Source organism: Thermocatellispora tengchongensis (genome assembly GCF_014202315.1).
In the GTDB taxonomy this organism is placed as follows: Bacteria; Actinomycetota; Actinomycetes; order Streptosporangiales; family Streptosporangiaceae; genus Thermocatellispora; species Thermocatellispora tengchongensis.
Genome location: NZ_JACHGN010000025.1, coordinates 154,622 through 175,699 on the forward strand (window position 1 = coordinate 154,622; position 21,078 = coordinate 175,699).

Sequence of the window (21,078 nt, forward strand, 5' to 3'; positions counted from 1 at the left end):
CCTCCGGTTATCGGATAGCGGCGGGCAATATACGGCGAATGATCAGGTACATCTCGCAGCCCAGGCAGAAGCCGAAGGCCGCGTTGAGAAAGGCGGCGAACAGGGCGGCGGCCGTCGCGGCGAGCGCGAGCGGCGTGATCTGCGCGATAAACCCGACCAGCCCCACGATGGCGAAGACCAGGCCCACCCCCTGCGCGAAGCGCGGCGGGGCGGGATCCTCAAGCTCGCCGGGCGGGCTCGTGACGAGCGCCCGGAACAACGGCTTGTACGGCGAGACCCCGGCGAGGCCGAGCGCGAACACCACGGCCTGCGCGGCCAGCAGCCAGACGCTGCCGGTCACCAGGACGACGGCGAGCACCACGGTCGTGATGGACGCGGCGAACCGCGTGAAACGGGGATCGATCTGCATCGCGGGATGCTCCTGAAGGGTGTCGAATATGCGGCGCGAGGGCCGCGCGAGATCGCCCTCAGGAAATGCGACAGAGCGCGGTGGCGACGCGGCAGAAGTCGACCGCTCGCCGCTTGGTGAGCAGCTCTGTCGTGGGATTCACGGTAATGACATTACCCCCCGTCTCGCCGTCTGTCACATCCCGTCCGGTTTTTGAGACGGTCCGCAAGAGGTGATCACCCCTCGATCGCCGCGCCGAGTGCGGCGATCACGTCGGCCTTGCGCGGCGTGCCGGAGGCCCGTTTCACGATCGCGCCGGAGGCGTCCAGGACGAAGACGGTCGGGGTGCGCACGACGTTCAGCTCGCGTACCAGGTCGAGCCGCGACTCGGCGTCGATCTCGACGTGCGCGACACCGGGCACCATGGCCGCGACCTCGGCGAGGACGCGCCGGGTGGCGCGGCAGGGCTGGCAGAAGGCGGTGGAGAACTGCACCAGCGTGGCCCGCTCGCCCAGCCGGTCCTTCAGCTCGCCCGTCAACCCGCCCATCGGCTCGCCCGGCATGCCCGCCTCCTGTGACTCCCGCAGTCTGCCGTCGCGGCGCAGCCGTACCACGCCGACCAGGGTTCCGAGAAGCAGGGCGCCGGCGAGCGCCCACCAACCTGCCATTCCGGTCATCGCTGAACAGCAACCAGCGCGGGCGGCCGGTTCTTCCCCCGCCGTGCCCTCAACGCGGGACCCGGATCGTCAGCAGGCGCTCACCGGCGGACGTCATCACCTCGAACCGGACGATCTGCCCCGGCGCGAGGCTGGTGTTGCCGCGGTAGGGCTCCGGCTCGGCGTACCCGTCCTCGGGCACCTGCCAGCTCGCCGCGGCGTCCCTGGTGCCGTCGGCGCCGACCGCGACCAGGCTGCACCTGGTGCCCGCGGGCGCGCCGGACAGGACGACCTCGACCTCGCTGCCGCCCGCGACGGCGAACACCCGCAGGTCGGCGCGCACCCCGCCGTCCTCGCCGCTCAGCTCCAGGTTGGGGGCCACCGCGGCGCTGTCGGCCGCGCTGTCGTCCTGCCCGGGGCTCTGCTGGGGGCCGTCGCTCTGCTGGGGGCCGTCGTCCTTCTCGGCCTGGAACACCGTGTTCTCGTCACCGTTCTCATCACGGCCGGGGGACGAATCGCGCGGCCCCGGGGCGGAGCTCGCGGCCGGGGACGGGGCCTCCCTCAGCTCGGCGGCGGACGCGTCGTCCTGCGCCGAGGCGGCCTCGGGGGCGGCGGCGGTGGTGCCCTCCGAGCCGCCGCCACCGAGCAGCCCGAACCCGGACGTGACCACACCACCGCCGATGACGACGGCCGCCGCCGCGGACGCGGCCACCAGCACCAGCCGGGCCCGGCGCCGCCGCGCGGCCCTGGCCTTGAGCAGCCGATCCAGTACGGCGTGCGGCGGGCTGGCCGCGTGCCGTACGTCCTGCTCGGACACCATCGCCAGGAACGGCGGGACCCCGGACAGCTCCTCGTACTCCGCGCGGCACGCCTCGCACGCGGCGAGGTGCGCCTCCACGACCACGGCCTCCTCCGGCTCCAGCGCGCCGAGCGCGTGGACGCCGAGGGACATGCGCGTCTCCTCGCAGTCGCCGCTCATGGCGCCAGCCCCCGCTCCTCCAGCGCCAGTTTCAGCGCCCGCAGCGCGTAGTACGTGCGGGACTTGACGGTCCCGGCCGGGATGCCGAGCGCCTGCGCCGCCTCCTTCACCGATCTCCCCCGGTAGTAGACCTCCATCAGCACGTCGCGATGCTCCGGTCGCAGCGCGGCGAGCGCGTCGGCGACCGCCCAGGACTCCACCGCCCGCTCCAGCTCGTCGTCCGCCGGCAGCACCGCCAGCGCCTCGTCACCCGTCTCCGGGGGGCGCGACCTGCGCGCCCGGTGCTGATCGACGACGAGGTTGCGCGCGACCGTGAACAGCCACGCGCGTACGGGCCGGCCGGCGAGCGCGTCGGGATGCCGCCACGCCCGCAGCAGCGTCTCCTGCACCACATCCTCCGCTCGCCCCGGGTCTCCGGTCAGTCGCAGCACGTATCCGTAGAGGGGCCCTCCGTGATCGTCGAAAAGGGCCCTGATGAGCTGTTCGTCGGTGGTTCCGGCTGGGCTCACATCCCCATCACGTACGCCGCGCGCCTCCGGTTCACTGCCTGAGCGGGACATCTCGCGCCTCGCCCGTCACCCGCAGGCCGTCGGGAACGCTCTCGACCGCGGTCACCTTCAGGTCCAGCGGCAGGTTCTCGACCGGGATCGTGTACGTCAGCGTCCGGCTCGCGTTGGCGGGCACCGGGATGCCGCCGGCCACCGTGACCCGCGCGGGCGACAGCCGGATCGCGCCGTCCACGACCTCGACCTTCACGTCCGCCTGGACCGGGACCGGCACCCCGCGCACGGTGATCTCGCTGCGCACCTTGAGGGTCTCGCCGCCGTCGCCGGAGATCTCCACCCCGTCGGGCGCCCGGTCGCGGATGGTCTCCATCGGAATCACGACGGACCCGGTGACGCGGTCGGCCCTGATGTCGGCGGCGGCGGGGTTCTGGATCAGGTCGGCGAGCGACGCGGTCACGCCGTACAGGGTGGCGTCCACGTCGGACAGGCGCACGCCCTCGCGGGTCAGCGAGCCGAGGTCCACCGCGATCTCCTGGTAGCGGCCGGCCACGGCCTGGGTGAGGAAGGGGATGCCCTCGATGGTGACCGCGGGCGGGGTGGACAGGTCGTATTGGGCGGCGAGCTGGCGGGCGATCTCGCGCTGGGCCCCGGAGACGGCCACCCGGTCGAGCACGGCGAGCAGGATGACCACCAGGACCAGAAACACGACCAGCTTGCGCATGGCACTCCCTCGCTCCTCGGCCCGCCGGGCTTCCCACCCGACCCTACGGACGCCACGGCCCCGCCGCCGGCGAACGCCGCATCTCCGGCGCGATCATCACTTCCCCTGCGCCACACGGCTAACCGGCCGCCGCGAAAAAGGATCATCCGCCGGCGAAAGGCGGCAGCACCTCGACGGTGGCGCCGTCGGGGAGGGCGACGCTCTCGTGCGGTCGTTTGCCGACCGGATCGCCGTTGACGAGAAATGACGATCGTGCGACAACACGTGCGAGTTCATCGCGATTTAGTGTGACTTTCGTCATTAAATCGTGCAGGTTGGCGGCATCGAAGGGCTCCTCCGCGACACCCGCCGCGTCCTTCGCCGCCGCCCAGTACCGAATCTTTCCTCGTCCCATGGGGTATCCGTCCTTCCTCACACCATCATCCGCCAGTTGTGCGCACTTCTTAACATGTGAGGCGCTGTTCACCCGGCGGACCCGCCCTGGACGCGCAACACACGTCGGCTATCCTCACTTACTACGGGACCTGGGCGATGTAGCCCCCGGGTCCTTACGTGTTTGTACGGCTACCGCCGTCAAGACGCGGGAAGGAGGCGGAGCCTAGTGAGCAACCTGCTCCTGCTCACCAACGCCCTGGAGCCGTCCGCCGAGGTGCTCCCAGCGCTCGGACTGCTGCTGCACTCGGTGCGGGTCGCACCTGCGGAGGCGTCCGCGCTGATCGACGCCCCGCCGGCGGACGCCGTGCTGGTCGACGCACGGCGTGAGCTGGTCCAGGCCAAGGGCCTGTGCCGGCTGCTGCGGACGACGGGCATCGACTGCCCGCTCATGGTGATCGTCACCGAGGGCGGCCTGGCGGCGATGACGGCCGAATGGGGGGCCGACGACGTCATCCTCGACAGCGCCGGGCCGGCCGAGGTGGAGGCACGGCTGAGGATGGCCATGGGCAGGCTGTCGCTGGCGGCGACGGAGGAGGTGCCCGACGAGATCCGCAGCGGAGACCTGTCCATCGACGAGGCGACCTACACCGCCCGCCTGCGCGGCCGCGCGCTGGACCTGACGTTCAAGGAGTTCGAGCTGCTGAAGTACCTCGCGCAGCACCCCGGCCGGGTCTTCACCCGCGCCCAGTTGCTGCAGGAGGTCTGGGGCTACGACTACTTCGGCGGCACCAGGACCGTCGATGTGCACGTCCGCCGGCTGCGCGCCAAGCTCGGCGCGGAGTACGAGTCGCTGATCGGCACCGTCCGCAACGTGGGCTACCGCTTCGTGCCCGACCGCGGCGACCAGAACACCGACGAGCGCGAGCCCGCACACCACTGACCAGGCGCGCCACCGACAAGGCGAGCCACCGACGAGACGCGCCACCAACGAGGCGCACGGCGCGCGCCACCGACGAGAAGGCCGGCCCCGCGATGAGGGCCGGCCTCGTCGTTCTCGTCGTTCTCGCCGTTCTCGTCGGTCACCCGGTCACGGCGCGACCGTGATCCTGTTCGTCGCCGGGGGCGCCACCGGCGAGTGCGCCCCGAAGTACGCCACGAACGCGTCGATGTCGAGCGGCCCGCTCCACAGGTCGGTCCCCTGGGTGAAGACCGTGAAGCCGTCGCCGCCGCCGACCAGGAAGTTGTTCGCGGCCACCCTGATCTGCTGGGTCTCCGTCACCGGCGTACCGTTGATCTTGATGTCCGACACCTTGGAGCCCACCGCCGCCGAGGCGCTGACCGTGTAGGTCAGCGAGGCCGAGGGCGCCAGGACCCGGTTGACCTGGTACTGCTGCTCCAGCAGCGCGTCGAGCTGCGCCCCGGTGAGCGTCACCACCTGCATCAGGTTGTTGAACGGCTGCACCGTGAACGCCTCGCCGTACGTCACGACGCCGTTGTCGGTCCCGAACGTCAGGTCGGCGCGCACGCCGCCCGGGTTCATCAGCGCGACCTGGGCGTTGCCGCCCGTCGTGGTCGCTTCGAGCTGCGCGTCGGCGATCAGGTTGCCCAGCGGCGTCTCACCGGAGGCGGCGGGCGTACGGGTGATGTCGGCGGTGATCGTGCCGATCTGACGGTTGGCGACCTCCGCGACGCGGTCCTTCCAGGTCTGCACGAACGCCGCGATCTCCGGGTCCGGGGTCACGTTGCGCGTGACGACCCTGTTGTCCGCGACCACCGAGGAGCGGACGACGTCACCCGTGCGCTTGTCCACCTGGAAGTCGAACTGGGTCAGCACCCGGCCGAACGAGGAGCCCTGGGTCACGTACCGGTCCTGGCCGGCCGGGTCCTTGACCTTGCAGATGTACGCCTGGTGCGAGTGCCCCATGATCACCAGGTCGATCTCCGGGGTGACGCCCTGGGCGATCCGGCTGCCCGCGCCCGGGACCACCGAGCACGCGTCCGGGCTCTGCCCCGCGTTGATCTGGTCGCCCTCGTGCACCAGCACGACCTGGGCCTTGACCCCCAGCGCCCGGAGCGCCTTGGACGCCCGGTTCGCCGCCGCGACCTCCTCCACGAAGGTGAGGTCCTTGATGCCCTCGGCGGTCACGATCGACGGGGTGGTCGCGGTGACCAGGCCGATGAAGCCCACCTTGACGCCGTTGATCCTCTTGACGCTGAAGGGGGCGATGGCCGGGACCTCGGGCGCCTTCTTGAACCGGACGTTGGCGCCCAGGTAGTCGTACTCGGCGCCCCGCCACTTCCCCGCGGGCGAGCAGCCGTCCACCGGGTGGCAGCCGCCCTTCATGATGCGCAGGAGCTCCTTGTAGCCCTCGTCGAACTCGTGGTTGCCCACGGCGGAGACCTCCAGGCCGAGCTTGCCGAGCAGCTCGACGGTGGGCTCGTCGTGGTACGCGGCCGAGATCAGCGGCGTCGCGCCGATCAGGTCGCCGGCCGCGACGAGCGTGGTGTTCGCGTCGGCCATCTGCTTGATGTGCGTCGCCATGTACGCGGCGCCGCCGGCGTCCACCGTCGTGCCGGTCTCATCGACGATGCGCCCGCTCGACCCGGTGGGCGGTTCGAGGTTGCCGTGGAAGTCGTTGACGGCGATGAGCCGGACGGGGACGGTCTTGGCGGGCCTGCCGGCGGTGCCCGAGGCGCCGGACTGGCCGGCCGCTGCGGGGGGACCGACCGCGACGGCGACACCGGTGGCCGCCGCCAGAGCGGCGAGGACGAGCCGCTTGTTTAATCGTGGCGTCATGCTCACCGACACTAGGGTCCGCGTCTATTTGAGAAATGTGCCACAGGTTACGATTCCACCCCCCGGAAGCTGGCGGGTTTTGCCAGTACACCTAGGCTTCGCTTCATGAGCGCGCGCGTGGACTACAAGGGCAGGCTGACCGCGACCGAGGTCGCGGCGGTGATGGAGATCGTCGAGGCGGCGACCGCGGCGGACGGCGTACGGCCGGTCAACGAGCACGCGATGCTGCATCTGCGCTACGGCGGGGACGAGCAGGCGCGCTCGGCCCTGCTGTACGCCGAGGACGGCACACCGGCGGCGTACGCGCACGTCGATCCCACCGACGCCGTCGAGGGCCCCAGCGGCGAACTGGTCGTGCACCCGGCCTACCGCGGCCGCGGCCTCGGCACCGCCCTCGCCCGCGCGGTCCTGGAGCACACCGGGGGCCGGCTCCGCCTGTGGGCCCACGGCGGCCACCCCGCCGCCGAACGGCTGGCCCACTCGCTCGGCTTCGAGCGCGTACGCTCCCTGTGGCAGATGCGCCGTCCCCTGACCGGCCCCGAGGCCGCACCGCTGCCGGCGTACGAACTGCCGCCGGGCGTACGCCTGCGCACGTTCCGCGTCGGCGCCGACGAGGACGCCTGGGTGACCCTGAACGCCCGCGCCTTCGCCGATCACCCGGAACAGGGCGCCTGGACCCTGGAGGACCTCAAGCGCCGCGAACAGGAACCGTGGTTCGACCCGGAGGGCTTCTTCCTGGCCGTACCGGAACCGCCCGCCGCGGACGGACAGGAGCCGGCCCTGCTCGGCTTCCACTGGACCAAGGTCCACGGCGCCGAGGGCAGCGGCCACGGCCACGAGCCGCTGGGCGAGGTCTACGTGGTGGGCGTGGACCCCGCGCAGCAGGGCACCGGCCTGGGCAAGGCCCTCACCCTGGCCGGCCTGCACCACCTGCGCGACCGCGGCCTCGCCCAGGTCATGCTGTACGTGGACGAGGCCAACACCCCCGCGATCCGCCTCTACCAGGGCCTCGGCTTCACACGCTGGGACACCGACGTGATGTACCGAGCCGGCGAGTGACGCCCAGAGCCGGCAGGGGACTCACTCCAGAACCAGGTGGAACAACAGGTAGGCGACGGCCGCCACCAGCCCCGAGGCCGGGATCGTCAGCACCCACGCCGTGACGATGTTCCCCGCGACCCCCCACCGCACGGCCGACAGCCGCTTGGTCGCGCCCACGCCCATGATCGCGCTGGTGATGGTGTGCGTGGTGGAGATCGGCGCCCCGAACCCCATCGCGGCGCCGTACAGGACCGTCGCCGCCGCGCTCTCGGCCGCGAACCCCTGCGGCGGGTCGAGCGCGATGATCCGCCGGCCGAGCGTACGCATGATCCGCCAGCCGCCGGCGTACGTGCCGAGGGAGATCGCGGTGGCCGCGGCCAGGATCACCCACTGCGGGATCTCATCGCCGGGCTGGACATGTCCCCCGACCATCAGCGCCAGGAAGATGACCCCCATGGTCTTCTGGGCGTCCTGAAGACCGTGCCCCAGCGCCATGGCGGCGGCGCTGACGGTCTGGGCGTACCGGAATCCGCGGTTGGTCTTCGCCGGTTGCGACCGGCGGAATATCCAGAAGATCGCTATCATGATGATCGCGCCCAGGAGGAAGCCGATGAGCGGCGACAGGATCATCGGGATCACGACCTTCTCGACGACCCCGTCCCAGTGGACGACCGCCGAAGCCGCCAGGGCCGAGCCGACGAGACCGCCGATGAGCGCGTGGCTGCTGGAGGAGGGCAGACCGAAGTACCAGGTGATGATGTTCCAGGTGATCGCGCCGATGAGGCCCGACCCGACGATCACCAGGCCGTGCACGCCGTCGGGCGGGTCGATGATGCCGCCGCCCACCGTCTGGGCGACCTCCTGGCCCAGGTGCGCGCCCAGGAAGTTCATCGCCGCCGCCATGAACAGCGCCGCCCGCGGCGTCAGCGCCCGGGTGGACACCGACGTCGCGATGGCGTTCGCGGCATCGTGAAAGCCGTTGGTGTAGTCGAAGACCAGCGCCACGACGATCACGCCGATGACGAGTGCGAGCTCCACTTCGCGTTCCCGACCCTAGCTTTCCTTGACCGCGATCGACTCGATCGTGTTGGCCACGTGCTCGAACGCGTCGGCGGCCATCTCAAGCTGGTCGATGACCTCCTTCATCTTCAGGACGTTCAGCGCGTCGTACTCGCCGCCGAACAACTTGGCGAGCAGCCGCCGGTAGATCTGGTCGCCCTGGTTCTCCAGCCGGTTGATCTCGATCCAGTACTCGTTGAGGTTGCGCATGGACCGCAGCCGCGGCATCGCCTCCGCGGTCAGCTCCGACGCCCGCTCCAGCACCTCGACCTGCCGGATGACCTCCTTGGGCAGGTGGTCGATCTGGTACAGGACGATGAGATCCGCCGCCGCCTCCATGTAGTCCATGACGTCGTCGAGGTTGGAGGCGAGCCGGTAGATGTCCTCCCGGTCGAAGGGGGTGACGAAGCTCTCATTGAGCCGCTTCATGATCGCGTGTGTACGCTCGTCGCCCGCGTGCTCGCAGGCGCGCATCTTCTCCGCGAGCGCCTCCCTGTCGGATCCGTCACTGATGATCTCGACCAGCAGGCGGGACGCGGTGACGAGGTTGTTCGCCGAGTCCGCGAACAGGTCGTAGTAGCTGTCCTCACGAGGCGTGAGACGCAGACGCACGTCGTACTCCAGATGTGCGGGGATGGTCCGCAGAGAAGGGTACGGGCAACCAGCGGAAATGCGAACTTCATCGCCCACATACCCGCATGTCACCCACTCTTCTTCTTGTCGCTACCCTCCGATTGATCCTTGACACCGCCCGCCTGTCCCTCTTCCGGGCGGCCGCAACCCTCCTCAGATCCGGGTCCGGTGAAAGTTCAGGAAGGACCGCGACGGCGTAGGCCCCCGCTGCCCCTGATACCGCGACCCATACTTCTCCGACCCGTACGGCTCCCGCGCCGGCGAACTCAACCGGAACATACACAACTGCCCGATCTTCATCCCCGGCCACAACTTGATCGGCAACGTCGCGACGTTCGACAACTCCAGCGTCACATGCCCCTCGAACCCCGGATCGATGAACCCCGCCGTCGAATGCGTCAGCAACCCCAGCCGCCCCAGACTCGACTTCCCCTCCAACCGCGACGCGATGTCGTCCGGCAGGCTGATCACCTCATAGGTGGACGCCAGCACGAACTCCCCCGGATGCAGTATGAACGGTTCATCCCCCTCGGGCTCCACCAGCCGCGTCAGATCCGGCTGCTCCACCGCGGGATCGATGTGCGGGTACCGATGGTTCTCGAACACCCTGAAGTACCGATCCAGCCGCACATCCACACTGGACGGCTGCACCATCACCGGATCGAACGGATCCAGCCGAACCCGCCCAGCCTCGATCTCCGCGAGAATGTCCCCATCCGAAAGCAGCACGTGGGCAACCTACCGCGTCCACGCCGTCCACCCTTAGTCGCCCACCACCCTCAACTTTCCGCTACAGTAGTCCTCGCGACGCAGATCGCGCGGGTGTAGTTCAATGGCAGAACATCAGCTTCCCAAGCTGACAGCGCGGGTTCGATTCCCGTCACCCGCTCCACACACGAAAGCCCAGGTCAGGGATGGTTTCCCTACCTGGGCCTTGATCGTTCCTAGGGTTTGTGGATCTTCGTGGGCCATTAACGGGCCATTAGCTCTTGATCATGCTGTTGGCACCAGCACCCCAGCCGTCCCGTCGTCACCCTCATCGTCCCGCCCGCCGATGTGCTTGTCGATCGCGTCAGTGATCACATGATCGGCGCCGCGTACGGCGTGCTGGTAGATCATCGCGGCTCGTACGTTGTCATGCCCCATCCGCGCCATCAGATCCTTGAGCCCGACGCCCGACTCGGCGGCAAGCATGTTGCCGGTATGCCGGAGATCATGGAAGTGCAGACCGGAGAGGCCCATCTCCGTGACGACATCCACCCACCGCGTACGGGTGTTGAACCCGCTACGGCGCAACGGCCCTCCCTTGGCTCCGGGGAACATGAGCGCCCCCGGTTCGTCCTTGACGTAGGTCTCCATGTGCTCCCGAAGCGCCGGCACGATGGCCTGCGGGATGCCGACCGTCCGCCGCCCGGCCCTGGACTTGGGCGGGCCGAGCACCAGTCCACCACTCGACCGCTCCACGAAGGCCACGCGCACGCGAACCGTCCGGGCATCGAGATCGACGTCCGCACGGCGTAACGCGCTCACCTCACCCCACCGCAGGCTTGCGAAGGTCGCCAGGAGCACCAGGGCGCGGAACCGGCGATCGTGAGTGCAGTCGCCCCGCCCGTCCATCCCCATCTTCCACAGCGCGCGGTCCGCCTCACCTCGCGTGGCGAAGACCTCAGGGTGCGTGCGCATCTCGCCATGCCGTTGGAAGCGCAACCGGTAGGCCCCGTTCTTGACCTTGCGGACGTTGCCGATCGGACGACGGCCGACCCGATCCGCCAGCTCGAAGACCTGGGCCACCGTGAGCACCGGGCGTTCCTGCGCATGCTCGTCGCCGGCCCCGCGAATCCGGCACGGGTTACGCGGGATGACCTGATCGTCAGCCGCCGTCATGAGCACGGCCCGCAGCAACCGGTACGCCTTGGCCGCCATGCTCACCGAGACGCCATTGCCGAGGAGATCAGCCCGCCACTGCCGGACCATCGCGGTGGAGATCTTGGCCACGGCCGCGTTGCCGAGATACGGCACGATGTGCTTCTTGAGCAGCCAGCGATAAAGATCGACCGTCCGAGGACGAAGCCCCGGACGCTCTGCTATCCAGGTCTCGGCGTAGTCCTTGAGCTTGATCTTCCCGCGCTCGGGGTCGGTCCACTCCCCCTTGATGATCTGCGCTTCGATGAGGGACAGCGCCCGTTCGGCATCGGACTTACGCTCGTAGGTCTCCGTGCCGGTACGCATCCGCCCGTCCGGTCCGGGATACCGGATCTGATACCGGCCGGACTCACGCTTGCGGATGTTGCCGAAACGTCGGTGACCGTCCTTGTTGGCCATCAGGCCGCCCTCCCAGTGACGTTGTCGGTCGTAAGCGGCGGGACCGTGCCCGCGACGACGAAGGCGATCAGTGCGGACTCACGGATGCGGACATGGCGTCCGACTTTCACGAACTCGATCCGGCGTTCGGCGATCAGGCGACGCACGAAGCGCTCGGAGGTGTGCAGCAGTTCGGCCGCCTCAGGGACCGTCAACAGCGGGTCCATCTCAGGCCGCCTTGCCGATTGCCGAAAGATCTTGGACTGGTTGACCGCTCGCCCGTGCTTCGGCCAGGCGCAGTGCTGTACGCCATTGCTGCCGCCTGGAGATCTCCTTGAGCAGGCGATGAGCCAGCGGCAACAGATCCGGATCACCGGCCGGTACGGGACGCCAGGCGTACCGGCCGGGGTCGGCGTGCTCGTCGGTCAGGCCGAGCGCTTCCAGCACCCAGGCCCGCCGATCATGCCGATGTTCGCCCAGGGTCTTGCCGGACCACTTACGCGAGACCAGCACCCGCCGGCCCGCGTAGCCGAGGTGTTCGGACTTGTGCGCCTTGGACCGGCACCCGCCCGGCCGCATGCCCGGCTTGGCGTTCTTGGGCTGCACGCCATAGCGCAGCCAGTTCGCGCAAGCCGGGGAACACGGCTCGTACCGCAGCGCATCGGCCAGCCGCCGCACATGACGGCGCTGCGCGTCAGTGGCCGGAGTGTGGCACTCGGCGATCGACTTGGTCAGGTACTTGCCGATGTAGCCGATGCAGGTGTCGGCGTCCTTGGTACCGGCGAGCACGCTCTGTACGTTCATCTGCGGCCCGAACCGCAGCACGTGCAACGGCTCGTCTCCCAGGTCATCGAGCGCTTCATCCCAGGTGCGAAGGACCTCGCCCGAAGTCGGATCGACGTAGCCGACCCCGTCGCACCACTCCGGCAGGTTCTCGCCCTCGAACCGCGGTTCGCCGACCGGCGGCCACCACACCTGGTGGTAGGTCGCCGCGACGACGGCCCGGACCTCTGCGCGGGGCAGCATCCCGCGTACGGCCATGTGCAGATGCGGAGCGAGCCGCCGCTGTGGTTCGACACTCGCGAAGTACTGCACGTCATAGCCCGCCACACGGCGGACGTTCTGCACGAACCGATCCACGAGCTTGGAGAAGTGCAGCGCATCCCGCGCGGCCCGTACGTAGTCGTAGGCGTCAGGATCGACGGGCGTGCCGTCCGGGCGCACCTTGCCGTAACTGGGCAGGGTGAGCGTGACGAACAACGACGGCCGGTAGGCCGCCCCATCTGGTGTGGAGTAGACCCGGCCGACCGTGCGCCGTTCGCGGGGCCGCTTGGGCAGGTCGGGCGCGTCCTGCCGCCGACGGGTCGAGCGCGACCGCTTCGGCTTGGCATCCGGCAGCACAACCCCGCGCACCCCGGCCGCCCGAATCTCGCGGTCCACATCCGCGATCACAGCGTCTAGGTCACCGGTCGGTGCGCCGTCACGAGCGGCCCGGTCGCGGGCGGCTTGCAGGTCGGCCCGCTGCTGGACCAGGCCGCGCTGTCGGGCATTCGGCTCGTCTTGGACGGTCACCGGCTCGTGTTCGACGTGCCAGCCCTCCCGGCATTGGACCATGCGAAGCTGCCGGTTGCGCGTGGCGCAGCTCGGGCACTTGCTCGCCAGGGTCGCGCCGCATGGGACGTCAACGTTCTCGACCTTGCCCGTGGTCAGGTCGATCTTCTTGAGCGGGATCGGACGGACGCACACGCCGTTCTGTACGGCCACCGCCTCAACGACCTGACGGGCGGCGGGCGGAAGGTGCTTGACGATCATTGCGCCTCCCCGATCTCGGGGAAGGCGAGCGCCGACTGTCCACACTCGCGGCACTCGACCAGGCCCCGCAGCGGGTCCAGCCAGAGCATGTTCAGCGCGCCGCAGCAGGCGCACCGTAGACCATCGAGGAAGTGCGCCAGCGTCACGCGGCCTCACCCCAGTCCGCCCGCGCGGCGACCATGGCGCGAATGTCGGTATCGGAGACGTAGGCCGCGCGAACCCGTACCGGTTCGGGAGAGGTCTCCAGTCGGACGTAGCCGACGCCCGCGCCCAGCTCCGGCCGAGGAGAGATCAGATCGGCGTGCGCCCCCCGATCCCGCGCGCCGTCGCCGAGAACCATGTCAACCTGTTCCGACTCATCGAGCCGCAGCGCGATCTTGTCGGGGAACAGGTTGCGGATGTTCATGACCTCCTTGCGCGGGTCCTGGAGCGCCGCCAGGACACCAACGCCTACCGCGCGCCCCTGAGTAGTGAGCGTGGCCAGCGCGGCCGTGATCCGCTGCCGCAACGCCCGATCCGGCTGATAGGCGGTCAGGAACGCCACCTCATCGACGATCACCAGCACGAACGGGTCATCCACGGTCGGAACGTGCGAGCGACGCACGCCCGCGAACCGCGCGGCCCGCTTCTGCATGACGCTGACCGCCTCATCCAGCAGATCCGCACACTCTTCCGGCGTTGCGGCGTACCGGTGGCCGAACAACTCACGGCCGTAGGACAGTTCCATGAGCTTGGGGTCCAGCGCCCACAACTCGACCAGCCCGGCCCGTACGGCGGGCAACAGGGCGCGGACAGTGGACCAGATGACCGAGCCCTTGCCAGCCCCGGTCGCCCCGGCCACCAGGACGTGTGTCCCGTGGACCTTGAGTCGCCACGGCGTACCGTCCTCACATCGCCCGATCTCAACCGGCCCCACGTCCGCCGAAGCGGGCACGGGCACGGCGGGCAGAGGGGTGGCGAGCGGGTCACTGCGCGGGAAGGTGAGCACCAGCCGCCCGGCCCGCGCGATCGTGACCCGGCAGGCCGGAGCGCCGAAGCCGTGCGCCAGGTGATCGGCCCGGTCGGTCCAGTCCTTAACGGCCTGACCGGAGAGCATCCGGACCGTGACACGGTCGGCCGAGCTGTCGCACTCGACACGGACGAGCCGGGGAAGGTAGTCCCGGCCCCGAAGATGCCGCCCCAGGCCGGAGATGACCATTACCGGCTGCCAGTGCCGCCGGTAGATCCAGATGCGCCGCCAGAAGGCCAGCAGCCGCCACCCAACGCAGGAGGTGAAGGACTCCCGGTCACCGAGGTACCAGCCGATCAGCAGCGACGCCAGCACGGTGGAGACGATCAGCGCGACGCGCCAGCCGTACAGGAGCGTGAGCGTCACCGGTACGACGAGCGCCGCGACCGCGACGGGATGCACGATGACCGTGCGGACGAGCCCCGCCAAGACGCGCCAGGCGAGGATCACGATGGTGACGATGGCGGGGGTCTGGACGACGACCGGGCGGAAGACCACAGCCGTGTCGGGCGTGGTGGAGACGAGCTTGCGGGTCTCGTCACCAGGGAGCTTCTTGAACATGGGCGCGATGCCTCTCGTGATCGACGTGCAGGGAGATGGAGGGGCCGCCGGAGGGTGCGGGCCGGCGGCCCCGTCGAGCAGGTCAGGCCGCATCGCTTGCGGCGTTCTCGGCCGAGGTCTGGGAGTGCAGCCGCTCGCAGTCGGCCAGGTAGCGGGCGGCAGCGCTGAAGATCTCGCGGGCAAGGGCCAGGTCTTGTTCCGTGACCCCATCGCCGCCACCCGTGGTGGAGATGGACACGTTCGCCTCACGGGTGTTGAGGTCGAGGCAGGGACGCCGCCCATTCAGCACCCATGCGTGTACGTCCACATCCGGGGTGTGGAAGGCGACGCTGACGCGAGGCGCTTTGTCGGGAGCGAGCGACACCGTCACGTAGGTGTACGGCTTGTGATCGCTCATGCCGCAGCCCTACGCGGATTGGCCGCCGGGGAGTGCCGCCGCTCGACCTCACGGGCGAACCGGTACGCCTCCCCCGCGAGCTGACGCGCGAACTCCACATCCTGCGCCGTCACCTCACCGTCCGGCGACGTGGTGACCAGGACCGAAGTCGGCCCGAAGTCGAGCACCAGCACCGGAGCCCGATACGGGTAGCGGTGGTTGGTCGCGCGTGCCTCACGACCGGTGGTTAAGGTGATCACGCTCGTCGGCCGAGCCCGCCACCGCCGCCCCATCAGGCCGCGTCCTTGGTGGTGGCCGCGTGCTTGACGGTGCGCGGTGCGCGCATCTCGCGGACCCGGATGGAGTAGGCCAGGCGTCCGGCCTGGTTGACGTACGGGGTGACGGTGATGTGGTCGAACTCGACGGGCGTGAACGGCAGACCCGGCATCGGGGCCGGCGGCACCGGCTGCTGCGGGGCAAGGATCTTGACGGAAACCGTCTTCTGCGCGGGCTTGAGCGTCGGGTCGGCGTCCATGACGGCGACCTGCCACACGAGTTCGCCCGCGTGCTTGTCGCGCGCCTGGACGAACCGGCCGTTGGTCGAGGCGTCGAAGTCCTTGACCGGCTCGACCTCTCCCACGACGTAGCAGCCGTAGGGGAACAGCATCTCGTAGGTGACCGGGATCGGTCCTTGCAGTGCCATGCTGAGACTCCTGTCATCTTGTCGACAACTCGTATTGTCGAGCTGTCTCGAAGATAACCCCCACCCCTCAACTCGACAATACGAGTTTCCGAGTGTGTATTGTGATCTAAGTCACATCACAGCGAGTACGCGTCCTCCAGTTCGTGCAACTCGCCGGGAAGCACCAGCTCCACCACCAGAACCGGCCCCCCCGAACCGTTGAAGACGCTGGAGACCAAACCGAGTACAGCCGCGGACTTGGGCACGCCTAGGAGCTTCGCCTCTTGGGCGTTGGGGTGACGTGCGGCAAGCCGTTCGACGACATGCGCCAGCCGAATGTCCTTCGCCGCTTGAAGATGGTGCCGCACACCGACGTCGAGCAGGTCAGGCAGGATCAGGTCCGACCCGTCCGCGACTTCCAGAGTGCTCCAGATGGTCACCAGCTCAGAGGGGCGCTCGCCATCACTGAACACGAGGCGCCGCATCGCAACCGGCGTCTTGTCCGCCACGCCCAGGAGCGCGGCCACATGCGCCGGCGCCGGGGTCTGTCGCGCTTCCACCAGGGAGCCGCCCTCGTTCGCCTCCGAGCGATCGAGCACGGCCCGGCCCGGCCGCGATGCGCCTACCTCCGGGGTCGGGGGCGTGGAGCGGACAAAGGAGCCCTTACCGTGCTCCCGGTCGATCACACCACGAAGCTGAAGGACCTGAAGCGCCCGCACGACCGTAGGCCGGCTGACCCGGAACTCGCGGATGAGCTGCGTCTCCGAGGGCAGGAGCGAGCCCGGCGGATAGGTCCCGTCCGCGATCCTGGCGCGGATGGCTTGTACGATCTGCGCATACTTCGGAGGAGCGAACTCTTCACCGAACGAAGACGACATGACGACATCCCAATAACTCGACTTGTCGTGCAGTCTATCGAGGGATGTCTCGTCTGTCTCCTCCTTGTTGCGCGGCCAACTCGCGCACCCCCGGAAACGGCATGACCCCGCAAGAGCACCCTGGTGGGGAAGAGCAGGGTTCCGGGCTCTTGCGGGGCGCAACGTCCGCGAATTGATGGAGGACTCAGACCATCGGTTCTCCTCTCGATGGGAAATTGGACCTCCCGGAGGCGGCAGACCGCGCCAGGCACCGCCGCCCCCAGGAGTGCTCAGGTGGCGGAATCACCGCCGCCGCAGACCCGCAGATCATCGACATGCATGACCGCTCTACGGGCACCGTCCATCAGCTCATCACCGATGTGCAGCCGTACCAGCACGAAGCCCGGACGACCCGTCAGACGTTCGACGGTCCCGGCCGCGCCGATGAGCACGCTCGCGTATGGCTGTAGACGGCCATGACTGTGCAGCAAATCGACCACAGTGACCCGATCACCCGCACGCGGCCCGCGCTCACTCACCCGTCGAGACGGCGGCGTCGGCGGGGACAGCCGAGCCAGGGCATGAACAGGGAGATCGACAACCGTCCTGCGCGACGGCCGATCGGCCTCAAGCTCAACCCGGACCATGGACGCGTCAGCGAAGGCCATGACCACCTGCCCGACTCTCCCGATCAACCGGCCGTACCCACGAGGATCGCGCTGATCGAAACCGCTGATCTCCACTAGATCGCCGGGGCCGAACCGAGTAGGTGCCGAGGAAGGTTCGGCATCCCTATCAGTGCTGGCAACCACAGCCGCCCCCATTCCGGCGGAGGTAGGCATACCGGAAGGCGACGCGACGCGCGGCCCGCTCCGGATCGTCGGCAGCATGCGCGGCGTAGATGTAGCGCTCACGCTCGCGGTTCCATCGCTTCCGCCACCAAAACGCCGTGCCGTCCGTCCACACGGTGAGGCCCGCCCAGACCGACACGACCGCGCGCCCGTAGCCGTCATTTACATCGGCCGCGATCCCCCGAGCTACAAGGCTCTGTTGCAGCCGGAACGCGGCTTCCAAGGGAGCAGAGCACACCATCAGACCCCATCCCCACCGTCAGGCGAGGTGTACGGGAACGGGCGATAGGCGACGCCCCGACGTTGAGCCGCGATGCGGTCGGCCGTTGTGGCGACGTCGACCACCGGTGAGAAGGCGTAGACCGGACGCCCCTGCAACGTCCACATCCCGGACGGCCAGCGGAACCAACGGCCGTTCGTCCACACCGTCAGGTCCGCCGACACCAGAACCACGGCAAGGCCGCACCCCATGTGGAGATCGGCCGCGATGCCGTGCCGGCCGAGCTGGACACGCAGCAGCTTCGCCGCGTATTCAGCCGTGATGGCAATCCTAGGCCGTATCGGACTGGGGAATACGACTTCCAAAATGTCCATTATTCGCCTAAGCCGCAGCCGCCGGAACGGTTCCTCTGCCTTGACAAGTGAGGCAGTTCTCCGGCAACCGATATGCGCCGACGCCATCGGCGTTCGCGCCGGACACGACGAGAGCGCGCCGCGCGCTGACGTACTTCCAGCCCCGCCCACCGCATGAACCGCACTGCTCAGCCATATTTCGAGCATGGCCAGGTGCCATGTCGCATCGCTGTGATCGCGATGTTGCGCCTACTGCATCCGTGTTTCTTCTTGTCTCGCCATCGTCTCGTCTTTTCTCGTCATACTCGGTAGCCTGATCAGGCCAGTCAGAGCCGAGGGGCCGAGGATGAGCGAGCGACCGATCTTGCTGAAGGTCTTGCTACAACAACGCCACTGGCAGGCATACGGCACTTTCCAACGCGAATACGACAAGGCCGCGAAGACAGTCGATCCCGCCTTAGTCCGGACATGGCCCAGCCGCGCTCAGCTTCACCGCTGGCTATCGGGCACCATCAAGGGCCTGCCCTACCCCGATCACTGCCGCGTCCTTGAAGCGATGTTCCCCGGCTGGACGGCCCACGACCTGTTCGCCCCCGCCCCCGAGGACATCACCAGCGCCCGCCCTCAGCACAGTCCACCGCAGCAGCCGGAGGCCCTGCCCGCCGTAGTCCCGCCGGTAGGACTGCGCCCCCACCTGGAGCGCGCGTTCGAGCGTCAGCACGTGTCCATCGACTTCGCCGGCTTCTCTGGCGAGACGCTGCAAGGCGTCATCCAAGAGCCCTTGGACAAGATCCGTTACGGGCAACTCAAGCCCGAGAGCGTCACCATCCGGCTCCTACTGCCCGACACGTCCAAACCCATGACACTGCCCTGCAAGGCCGAAGACCTCACCGACGACCCGGATTTCCGCGCCCGCGCCAACACGATCATGCGCCGCCACGCCACCGCCATCATCGACTCCGTCAACGAGTTGGCAGCACGCGGAGCGGTCAAGGAAGCGGCGGCACGCATCCGCCTGCACCAGGTCGCACCGCTGTTCAAGCTCTACCTCATCAACGGCGAGCACGCGTTCTTCGGCTTCTACCCGATAGCGGAGTACGACCTGAAGGTGAACGGCGAGAGCCGCACCATCTACGACCTCATGGGCAAAGACGCCATGATGTTCCACCACTCCACCGACAACGACGCCGGGCGCGAATACATCAAGCAATCACGCCTCTGGTTCGACTCGATATGGAACACCATCAGCCGGGAGTACAACGGGTGACCCACTGCCCCACGGACGTGCAACGTCTGCTAGCCAACGCCACACACGTACTGCTCGACTTCGACGGCCCCATTTGCAGCATCTTCGCCGGCCTGCCCGCCCCCAAGGTCGCGGCAGCCCTGCGCGACTACATCAGCCCTTTGGGAATCGCCCTCCCCAGGCACATCGAGTACGAGACCGACCCGTTGGAACTTCTCCGCTACGCGGCAAGCGCCGGCCCCATGGTCGCCGAAACCGTTGAGGCAGGACTACGCGGCCTAGAACTGCAAGCCGCACTCCGTGCCACACCCACCCCTCATGCGGACGCGGCAATCCACCAGTTCCACACATCCGGCTGTCAACTGGCCGTGGTCAGCAACAACTCCGACGCCGCCATCAGGCTCTACCTTGACCAGCGCGGCCTGTCGGACTACTTCGCCACCGTCTCAGCCCGGACCTTGTTCCAAGACCCCGCCCTACTCAAACCGCACTCGCACCTCATCACCGAGGCCATCAAGCGACTCGACGCCGATCCCTCCCGCTGCATCCTCATTGGCGACTCCGTCACCGACATCCAAGCCGCCATCAAGGCCGGAGTCCCCAGCATCGGGTACGCCAACCGCCCGGATAAGGAGTACCTCCTAGCCGAAGCCGGAGCCCACGCCATCATCGACGACATGGCCCAGCTCATCCCATAGCCGTCCCAGCGACCCACACCGAGCACCGAACGTTGCCGAATTCTCCTTTTATAGATCAAGGGCGGCGCTCCGCGCCGCCACGCAGCCCGAGCCCGCCCGCACGCTGCGCGTGCGGCCTGGGGGCCGTTCTCGCGTGCGCCCGCTCTCGGGCCGCGCCGAAAGCAGACTCCTATCCCCCGCAGTTCGAGGCGGGAGCAATCGTCCCAGTTGCATCCCTCGTCCACAAGCGGTAGGTCCAATAGCCATCCGCTTTGCCAAAATCCCGGAAGACATCAAATGACGCCTTGTGTGCATTGGCACCTGTTACCCACTGATCACTCCCCCTCTCGACGAGGAGCATCCAGCGGCCAGGAATCGTGGCTGCTCGGACGGTCAGCTCACTACACGAAGGAATCCACACACTAAGATTCGGATGATCATCACCACTCGACGCCTGGATCAAGATAATCACTTGGGCATCTACCATGTTGGCGTTGCGCACTTTGATCTCAGACTCGCCCTCCACATCAAAGGCAACACCGGAGATTCTTTCAGCGAAGGCGCTATGACGCTGGTCGTCGTCGTCCTTAATTTGGTAGAGCGTCGCAGCAAGACCAAGTGCAGCAACCGCGATGGCAATGACATCGCCTCGCTCGATCTTATTAGTGCCGAACATGAGAAACACGCCCAAGCCCACCAGGGGCACAACCCAGGCAGGGATGTCGCTGATCATGCTGGTGATCATGCTGATGATCAGCTGGCCCAGATCTTCGAGGAAGCCTTCTGCTGCCGCCATGCGACCTCTTACGCCGTAGCCATTGCCGGGGTGACAAGTAGGCAAACGGTTGTGGATCACTCAGGGTTCCACCTGAAGGCGATCATTGAGCACTTTTCATCCTGAGTAGCGACCTTCTTCGATGAGCTGCAGGACGAGGATGGCCTGCACGATCGTGGTGGCGCGGTGCGGGCAGCAGCGCA

Annotated in this window: 29 protein-coding genes, 1 tRNA gene and 1 pseudogene; 6 read left to right on the forward strand and 25 right to left on the reverse strand. The window is 68.2% G+C overall.

Annotation, left to right across the window (positions count from 1 at the left end):
* Positions 1–7 precede the first annotated feature (7 nt).
* The 7 genes from HNP84_RS42135 to HNP84_RS42160 all read right to left on the reverse strand — a co-directional run bounded on the left by HNP84_RS42135 (position 8) and on the right by HNP84_RS42160 (position 3,644).
* A complete protein-coding gene (locus HNP84_RS42135) occupies positions 8–409 on the reverse strand; it encodes a DUF4395 domain-containing protein (RefSeq protein ID WP_185055687.1) in 402 nt (133 codons plus the stop codon).
* Between the two features lie 58 nt (positions 410–467).
* Positions 468–587, reverse strand: a complete 120-nt coding sequence (locus tag HNP84_RS56940; protein WP_376772035.1) for a putative leader peptide — start codon at positions 585–587, stop codon at positions 468–470.
* A 37-nt stretch (positions 588–624) separates the two neighbouring features.
* Positions 625–1,065, reverse strand: coding sequence for a TlpA family protein disulfide reductase (locus tag HNP84_RS42140; RefSeq protein ID WP_376772036.1), 441 nt, complete (start codon positions 1,063–1,065; stop codon positions 625–627).
* A gap of 49 nt (positions 1,066–1,114) precedes the next feature.
* Positions 1,115–2,023 (reverse strand): zf-HC2 domain-containing protein, encoded by a 909-nt coding sequence (locus tag HNP84_RS42145; protein WP_185055688.1) that lies wholly within the window; start codon positions 2,021–2,023, stop codon positions 1,115–1,117.
* Positions 2,020–2,583, reverse strand: coding sequence for a sigma-70 family RNA polymerase sigma factor (locus HNP84_RS42150; RefSeq protein ID WP_221337419.1), 564 nt, complete (start codon positions 2,581–2,583; stop codon positions 2,020–2,022). The genes HNP84_RS42145 and HNP84_RS42150 overlap by 4 nt, the downstream gene beginning before the upstream one ends.
* On the reverse strand, positions 2,564–3,250 hold the full coding sequence (locus tag HNP84_RS42155) for an LmeA family phospholipid-binding protein (RefSeq protein WP_185055690.1): 687 nt from the start codon (positions 3,248–3,250) through the stop codon (positions 2,564–2,566). Before HNP84_RS42155 ends, HNP84_RS42150 begins: the two co-directional genes overlap by 20 nt.
* Positions 3,251–3,392: 142 nt before the next feature.
* Positions 3,393–3,644 (reverse strand): MoaD/ThiS family protein, encoded by a 252-nt coding sequence (locus HNP84_RS42160; protein WP_185055691.1) that lies wholly within the window; start codon positions 3,642–3,644, stop codon positions 3,393–3,395.
* A gap of 207 nt (positions 3,645–3,851) precedes the next feature.
* Between HNP84_RS42160 and HNP84_RS42165 the strand changes: the two genes are divergently transcribed.
* A complete protein-coding gene (locus HNP84_RS42165) occupies positions 3,852–4,565 on the forward strand; it encodes a response regulator transcription factor (RefSeq protein WP_185055692.1) in 714 nt (237 codons plus the stop codon).
* A 147-nt stretch (positions 4,566–4,712) separates the two neighbouring features.
* Here HNP84_RS42165 and HNP84_RS42170 read toward each other — a convergent pair whose 3' ends face one another.
* Positions 4,713–6,422, reverse strand: a complete 1,710-nt coding sequence (locus HNP84_RS42170; protein ID WP_185055693.1) for a bifunctional metallophosphatase/5'-nucleotidase — start codon at positions 6,420–6,422, stop codon at positions 4,713–4,715.
* Positions 6,423–6,527: 105 nt separating this feature from the next.
* Between HNP84_RS42170 and mshD the strand changes: the two genes are divergently transcribed.
* Positions 6,528–7,481, forward strand: a complete 954-nt coding sequence (gene mshD, locus HNP84_RS42175; RefSeq protein WP_185055694.1) for a mycothiol synthase — start codon at positions 6,528–6,530, stop codon at positions 7,479–7,481.
* Between the two features lie 21 nt (positions 7,482–7,502).
* Here the strand turns inward: mshD and HNP84_RS42180 are convergent, their stop codons facing one another.
* The 3 genes from HNP84_RS42180 to dcd form a co-directional block, all read right to left on the reverse strand.
* Positions 7,503–8,501 (reverse strand): inorganic phosphate transporter, encoded by a 999-nt coding sequence (locus HNP84_RS42180; protein WP_185055695.1) that lies wholly within the window; start codon positions 8,499–8,501, stop codon positions 7,503–7,505.
* A 15-nt stretch (positions 8,502–8,516) separates the two neighbouring features.
* On the reverse strand, positions 8,517–9,134 hold the full coding sequence (locus HNP84_RS42185) for a DUF47 domain-containing protein (RefSeq protein WP_185055696.1): 618 nt from the start codon (positions 9,132–9,134) through the stop codon (positions 8,517–8,519).
* Between the two features lie 174 nt (positions 9,135–9,308).
* A complete protein-coding gene (gene dcd, locus HNP84_RS42190) occupies positions 9,309–9,884 on the reverse strand; it encodes a dCTP deaminase (protein ID WP_185055697.1) in 576 nt (191 codons plus the stop codon).
* 89 nt (positions 9,885–9,973) lie between these two features.
* Between dcd and HNP84_RS42195 the strand changes: the two genes are divergently transcribed.
* Positions 9,974–10,047 (forward strand) — tRNA-Gly (locus HNP84_RS42195).
* 101 nt (positions 10,048–10,148) lie between these two features.
* Here HNP84_RS42195 and HNP84_RS42200 read toward each other — a convergent pair.
* The 10 genes from HNP84_RS42200 to HNP84_RS42245 all read right to left on the reverse strand — a co-directional run bounded on the left by HNP84_RS42200 (position 10,149) and on the right by HNP84_RS42245 (position 17,253).
* Positions 10,149–11,477 (reverse strand): tyrosine-type recombinase/integrase, encoded by a 1,329-nt coding sequence (locus tag HNP84_RS42200; protein ID WP_185055698.1) that lies wholly within the window; start codon positions 11,475–11,477, stop codon positions 10,149–10,151.
* On the reverse strand, positions 11,477–11,683 hold the full coding sequence (locus HNP84_RS42205; protein WP_185055699.1) for a helix-turn-helix domain-containing protein: 207 nt from the start codon (positions 11,681–11,683) through the stop codon (positions 11,477–11,479). Before HNP84_RS42205 ends, HNP84_RS42200 begins: the two co-directional genes overlap by 1 nt.
* Position 11,684: 1 nt before the next feature.
* Positions 11,685–13,268: a replication initiator gene (locus HNP84_RS42210; RefSeq protein ID WP_246519335.1), complete on the reverse strand. Its 1,584-nt coding sequence runs from the start codon at positions 13,266–13,268 to the stop codon at positions 11,685–11,687.
* The gene (locus HNP84_RS42215) at positions 13,265–13,414 is read right to left on the reverse strand and encodes a hypothetical protein (RefSeq protein WP_185055700.1); all 150 of its coding nucleotides are present in this window, start codon (positions 13,412–13,414) and stop codon (positions 13,265–13,267) included. Before HNP84_RS42215 ends, HNP84_RS42210 begins: the two co-directional genes overlap by 4 nt.
* Complete coding sequence (locus tag HNP84_RS42220; protein WP_185055701.1) at positions 13,411–14,838, reverse strand: FtsK/SpoIIIE domain-containing protein; 1,428 nt, start codon at positions 14,836–14,838, stop codon at positions 13,411–13,413. The genes HNP84_RS42215 and HNP84_RS42220 overlap by 4 nt, the downstream gene beginning before the upstream one ends.
* Positions 14,839–14,920: 82 nt before the next feature.
* Positions 14,921–15,235: a hypothetical protein gene (locus HNP84_RS42225; RefSeq protein WP_185055702.1), complete on the reverse strand. Its 315-nt coding sequence runs from the start codon at positions 15,233–15,235 to the stop codon at positions 14,921–14,923.
* Positions 15,232–15,474: a hypothetical protein gene (locus HNP84_RS42230; protein ID WP_185055703.1), complete on the reverse strand. Its 243-nt coding sequence runs from the start codon at positions 15,472–15,474 to the stop codon at positions 15,232–15,234. Before HNP84_RS42230 ends, HNP84_RS42225 begins: the two co-directional genes overlap by 4 nt.
* Positions 15,475–15,506: 32 nt before the next feature.
* Entirely contained in the window at positions 15,507–15,917 is a 411-nt protein-coding gene (locus tag HNP84_RS42235; protein ID WP_185055704.1) for a plasmid replication, integration and excision activator, read from the reverse strand.
* Between the two features lie 116 nt (positions 15,918–16,033).
* Entirely contained in the window at positions 16,034–16,774 is a 741-nt protein-coding gene (locus HNP84_RS42240) for a GntR family transcriptional regulator (protein ID WP_185055705.1), read from the reverse strand.
* A gap of 269 nt (positions 16,775–17,043) precedes the next feature.
* Complete coding sequence (locus tag HNP84_RS42245; protein WP_185055706.1) at positions 17,044–17,253, reverse strand: hypothetical protein; 210 nt, start codon at positions 17,251–17,253, stop codon at positions 17,044–17,046.
* Positions 17,254–17,334: 81 nt separating this feature from the next.
* Between HNP84_RS42245 and HNP84_RS42250 the strand changes: the two genes are divergently transcribed.
* A complete protein-coding gene (locus HNP84_RS42250; RefSeq protein ID WP_185055707.1) occupies positions 17,335–17,499 on the forward strand; it encodes a hypothetical protein in 165 nt (54 codons plus the stop codon).
* Positions 17,500–17,548: 49 nt separating this feature from the next.
* Here HNP84_RS42250 and HNP84_RS42255 read toward each other — a convergent pair whose 3' ends face one another.
* Both HNP84_RS42255 and HNP84_RS42260 read right to left on the reverse strand, forming a co-directional pair.
* Positions 17,549–17,827 (reverse strand): hypothetical protein, encoded by a 279-nt coding sequence (locus HNP84_RS42255; RefSeq protein WP_185055708.1) that lies wholly within the window; start codon positions 17,825–17,827, stop codon positions 17,549–17,551.
* Between the two features lie 17 nt (positions 17,828–17,844).
* Positions 17,845–18,189 carry a hypothetical protein gene (locus HNP84_RS42260; protein ID WP_185055709.1) on the reverse strand — a complete coding sequence of 115 codons (345 nt, stop codon included), beginning with the start codon at positions 18,187–18,189 and terminating at the stop codon, positions 17,845–17,847.
* 334 nt (positions 18,190–18,523) lie between these two features.
* On the opposite strand from HNP84_RS42260, the gene HNP84_RS42265 reads away from it, so the two are divergent.
* Positions 18,524–19,444: a hypothetical protein gene (locus tag HNP84_RS42265; protein WP_221337421.1), complete on the forward strand. Its 921-nt coding sequence runs from the start codon at positions 18,524–18,526 to the stop codon at positions 19,442–19,444.
* Positions 19,441–20,121, forward strand: a complete 681-nt coding sequence (locus HNP84_RS42270) for an HAD family hydrolase (RefSeq protein ID WP_185055710.1) — start codon at positions 19,441–19,443, stop codon at positions 20,119–20,121. The genes HNP84_RS42265 and HNP84_RS42270 overlap by 4 nt, the downstream gene beginning before the upstream one ends.
* Positions 20,122–20,290: 169 nt before the next feature.
* On the opposite strand, the gene HNP84_RS42275 is transcribed toward HNP84_RS42270, so the two are convergent.
* A complete protein-coding gene (locus HNP84_RS42275) occupies positions 20,291–20,956 on the reverse strand; it encodes a hypothetical protein (protein WP_185055711.1) in 666 nt (221 codons plus the stop codon).
* 36 nt (positions 20,957–20,992) lie between these two features.
* Positions 20,993–21,078 (reverse strand): annotated as a pseudogene (locus HNP84_RS42280) (IS5/IS1182 family transposase); the annotation flags it as partial.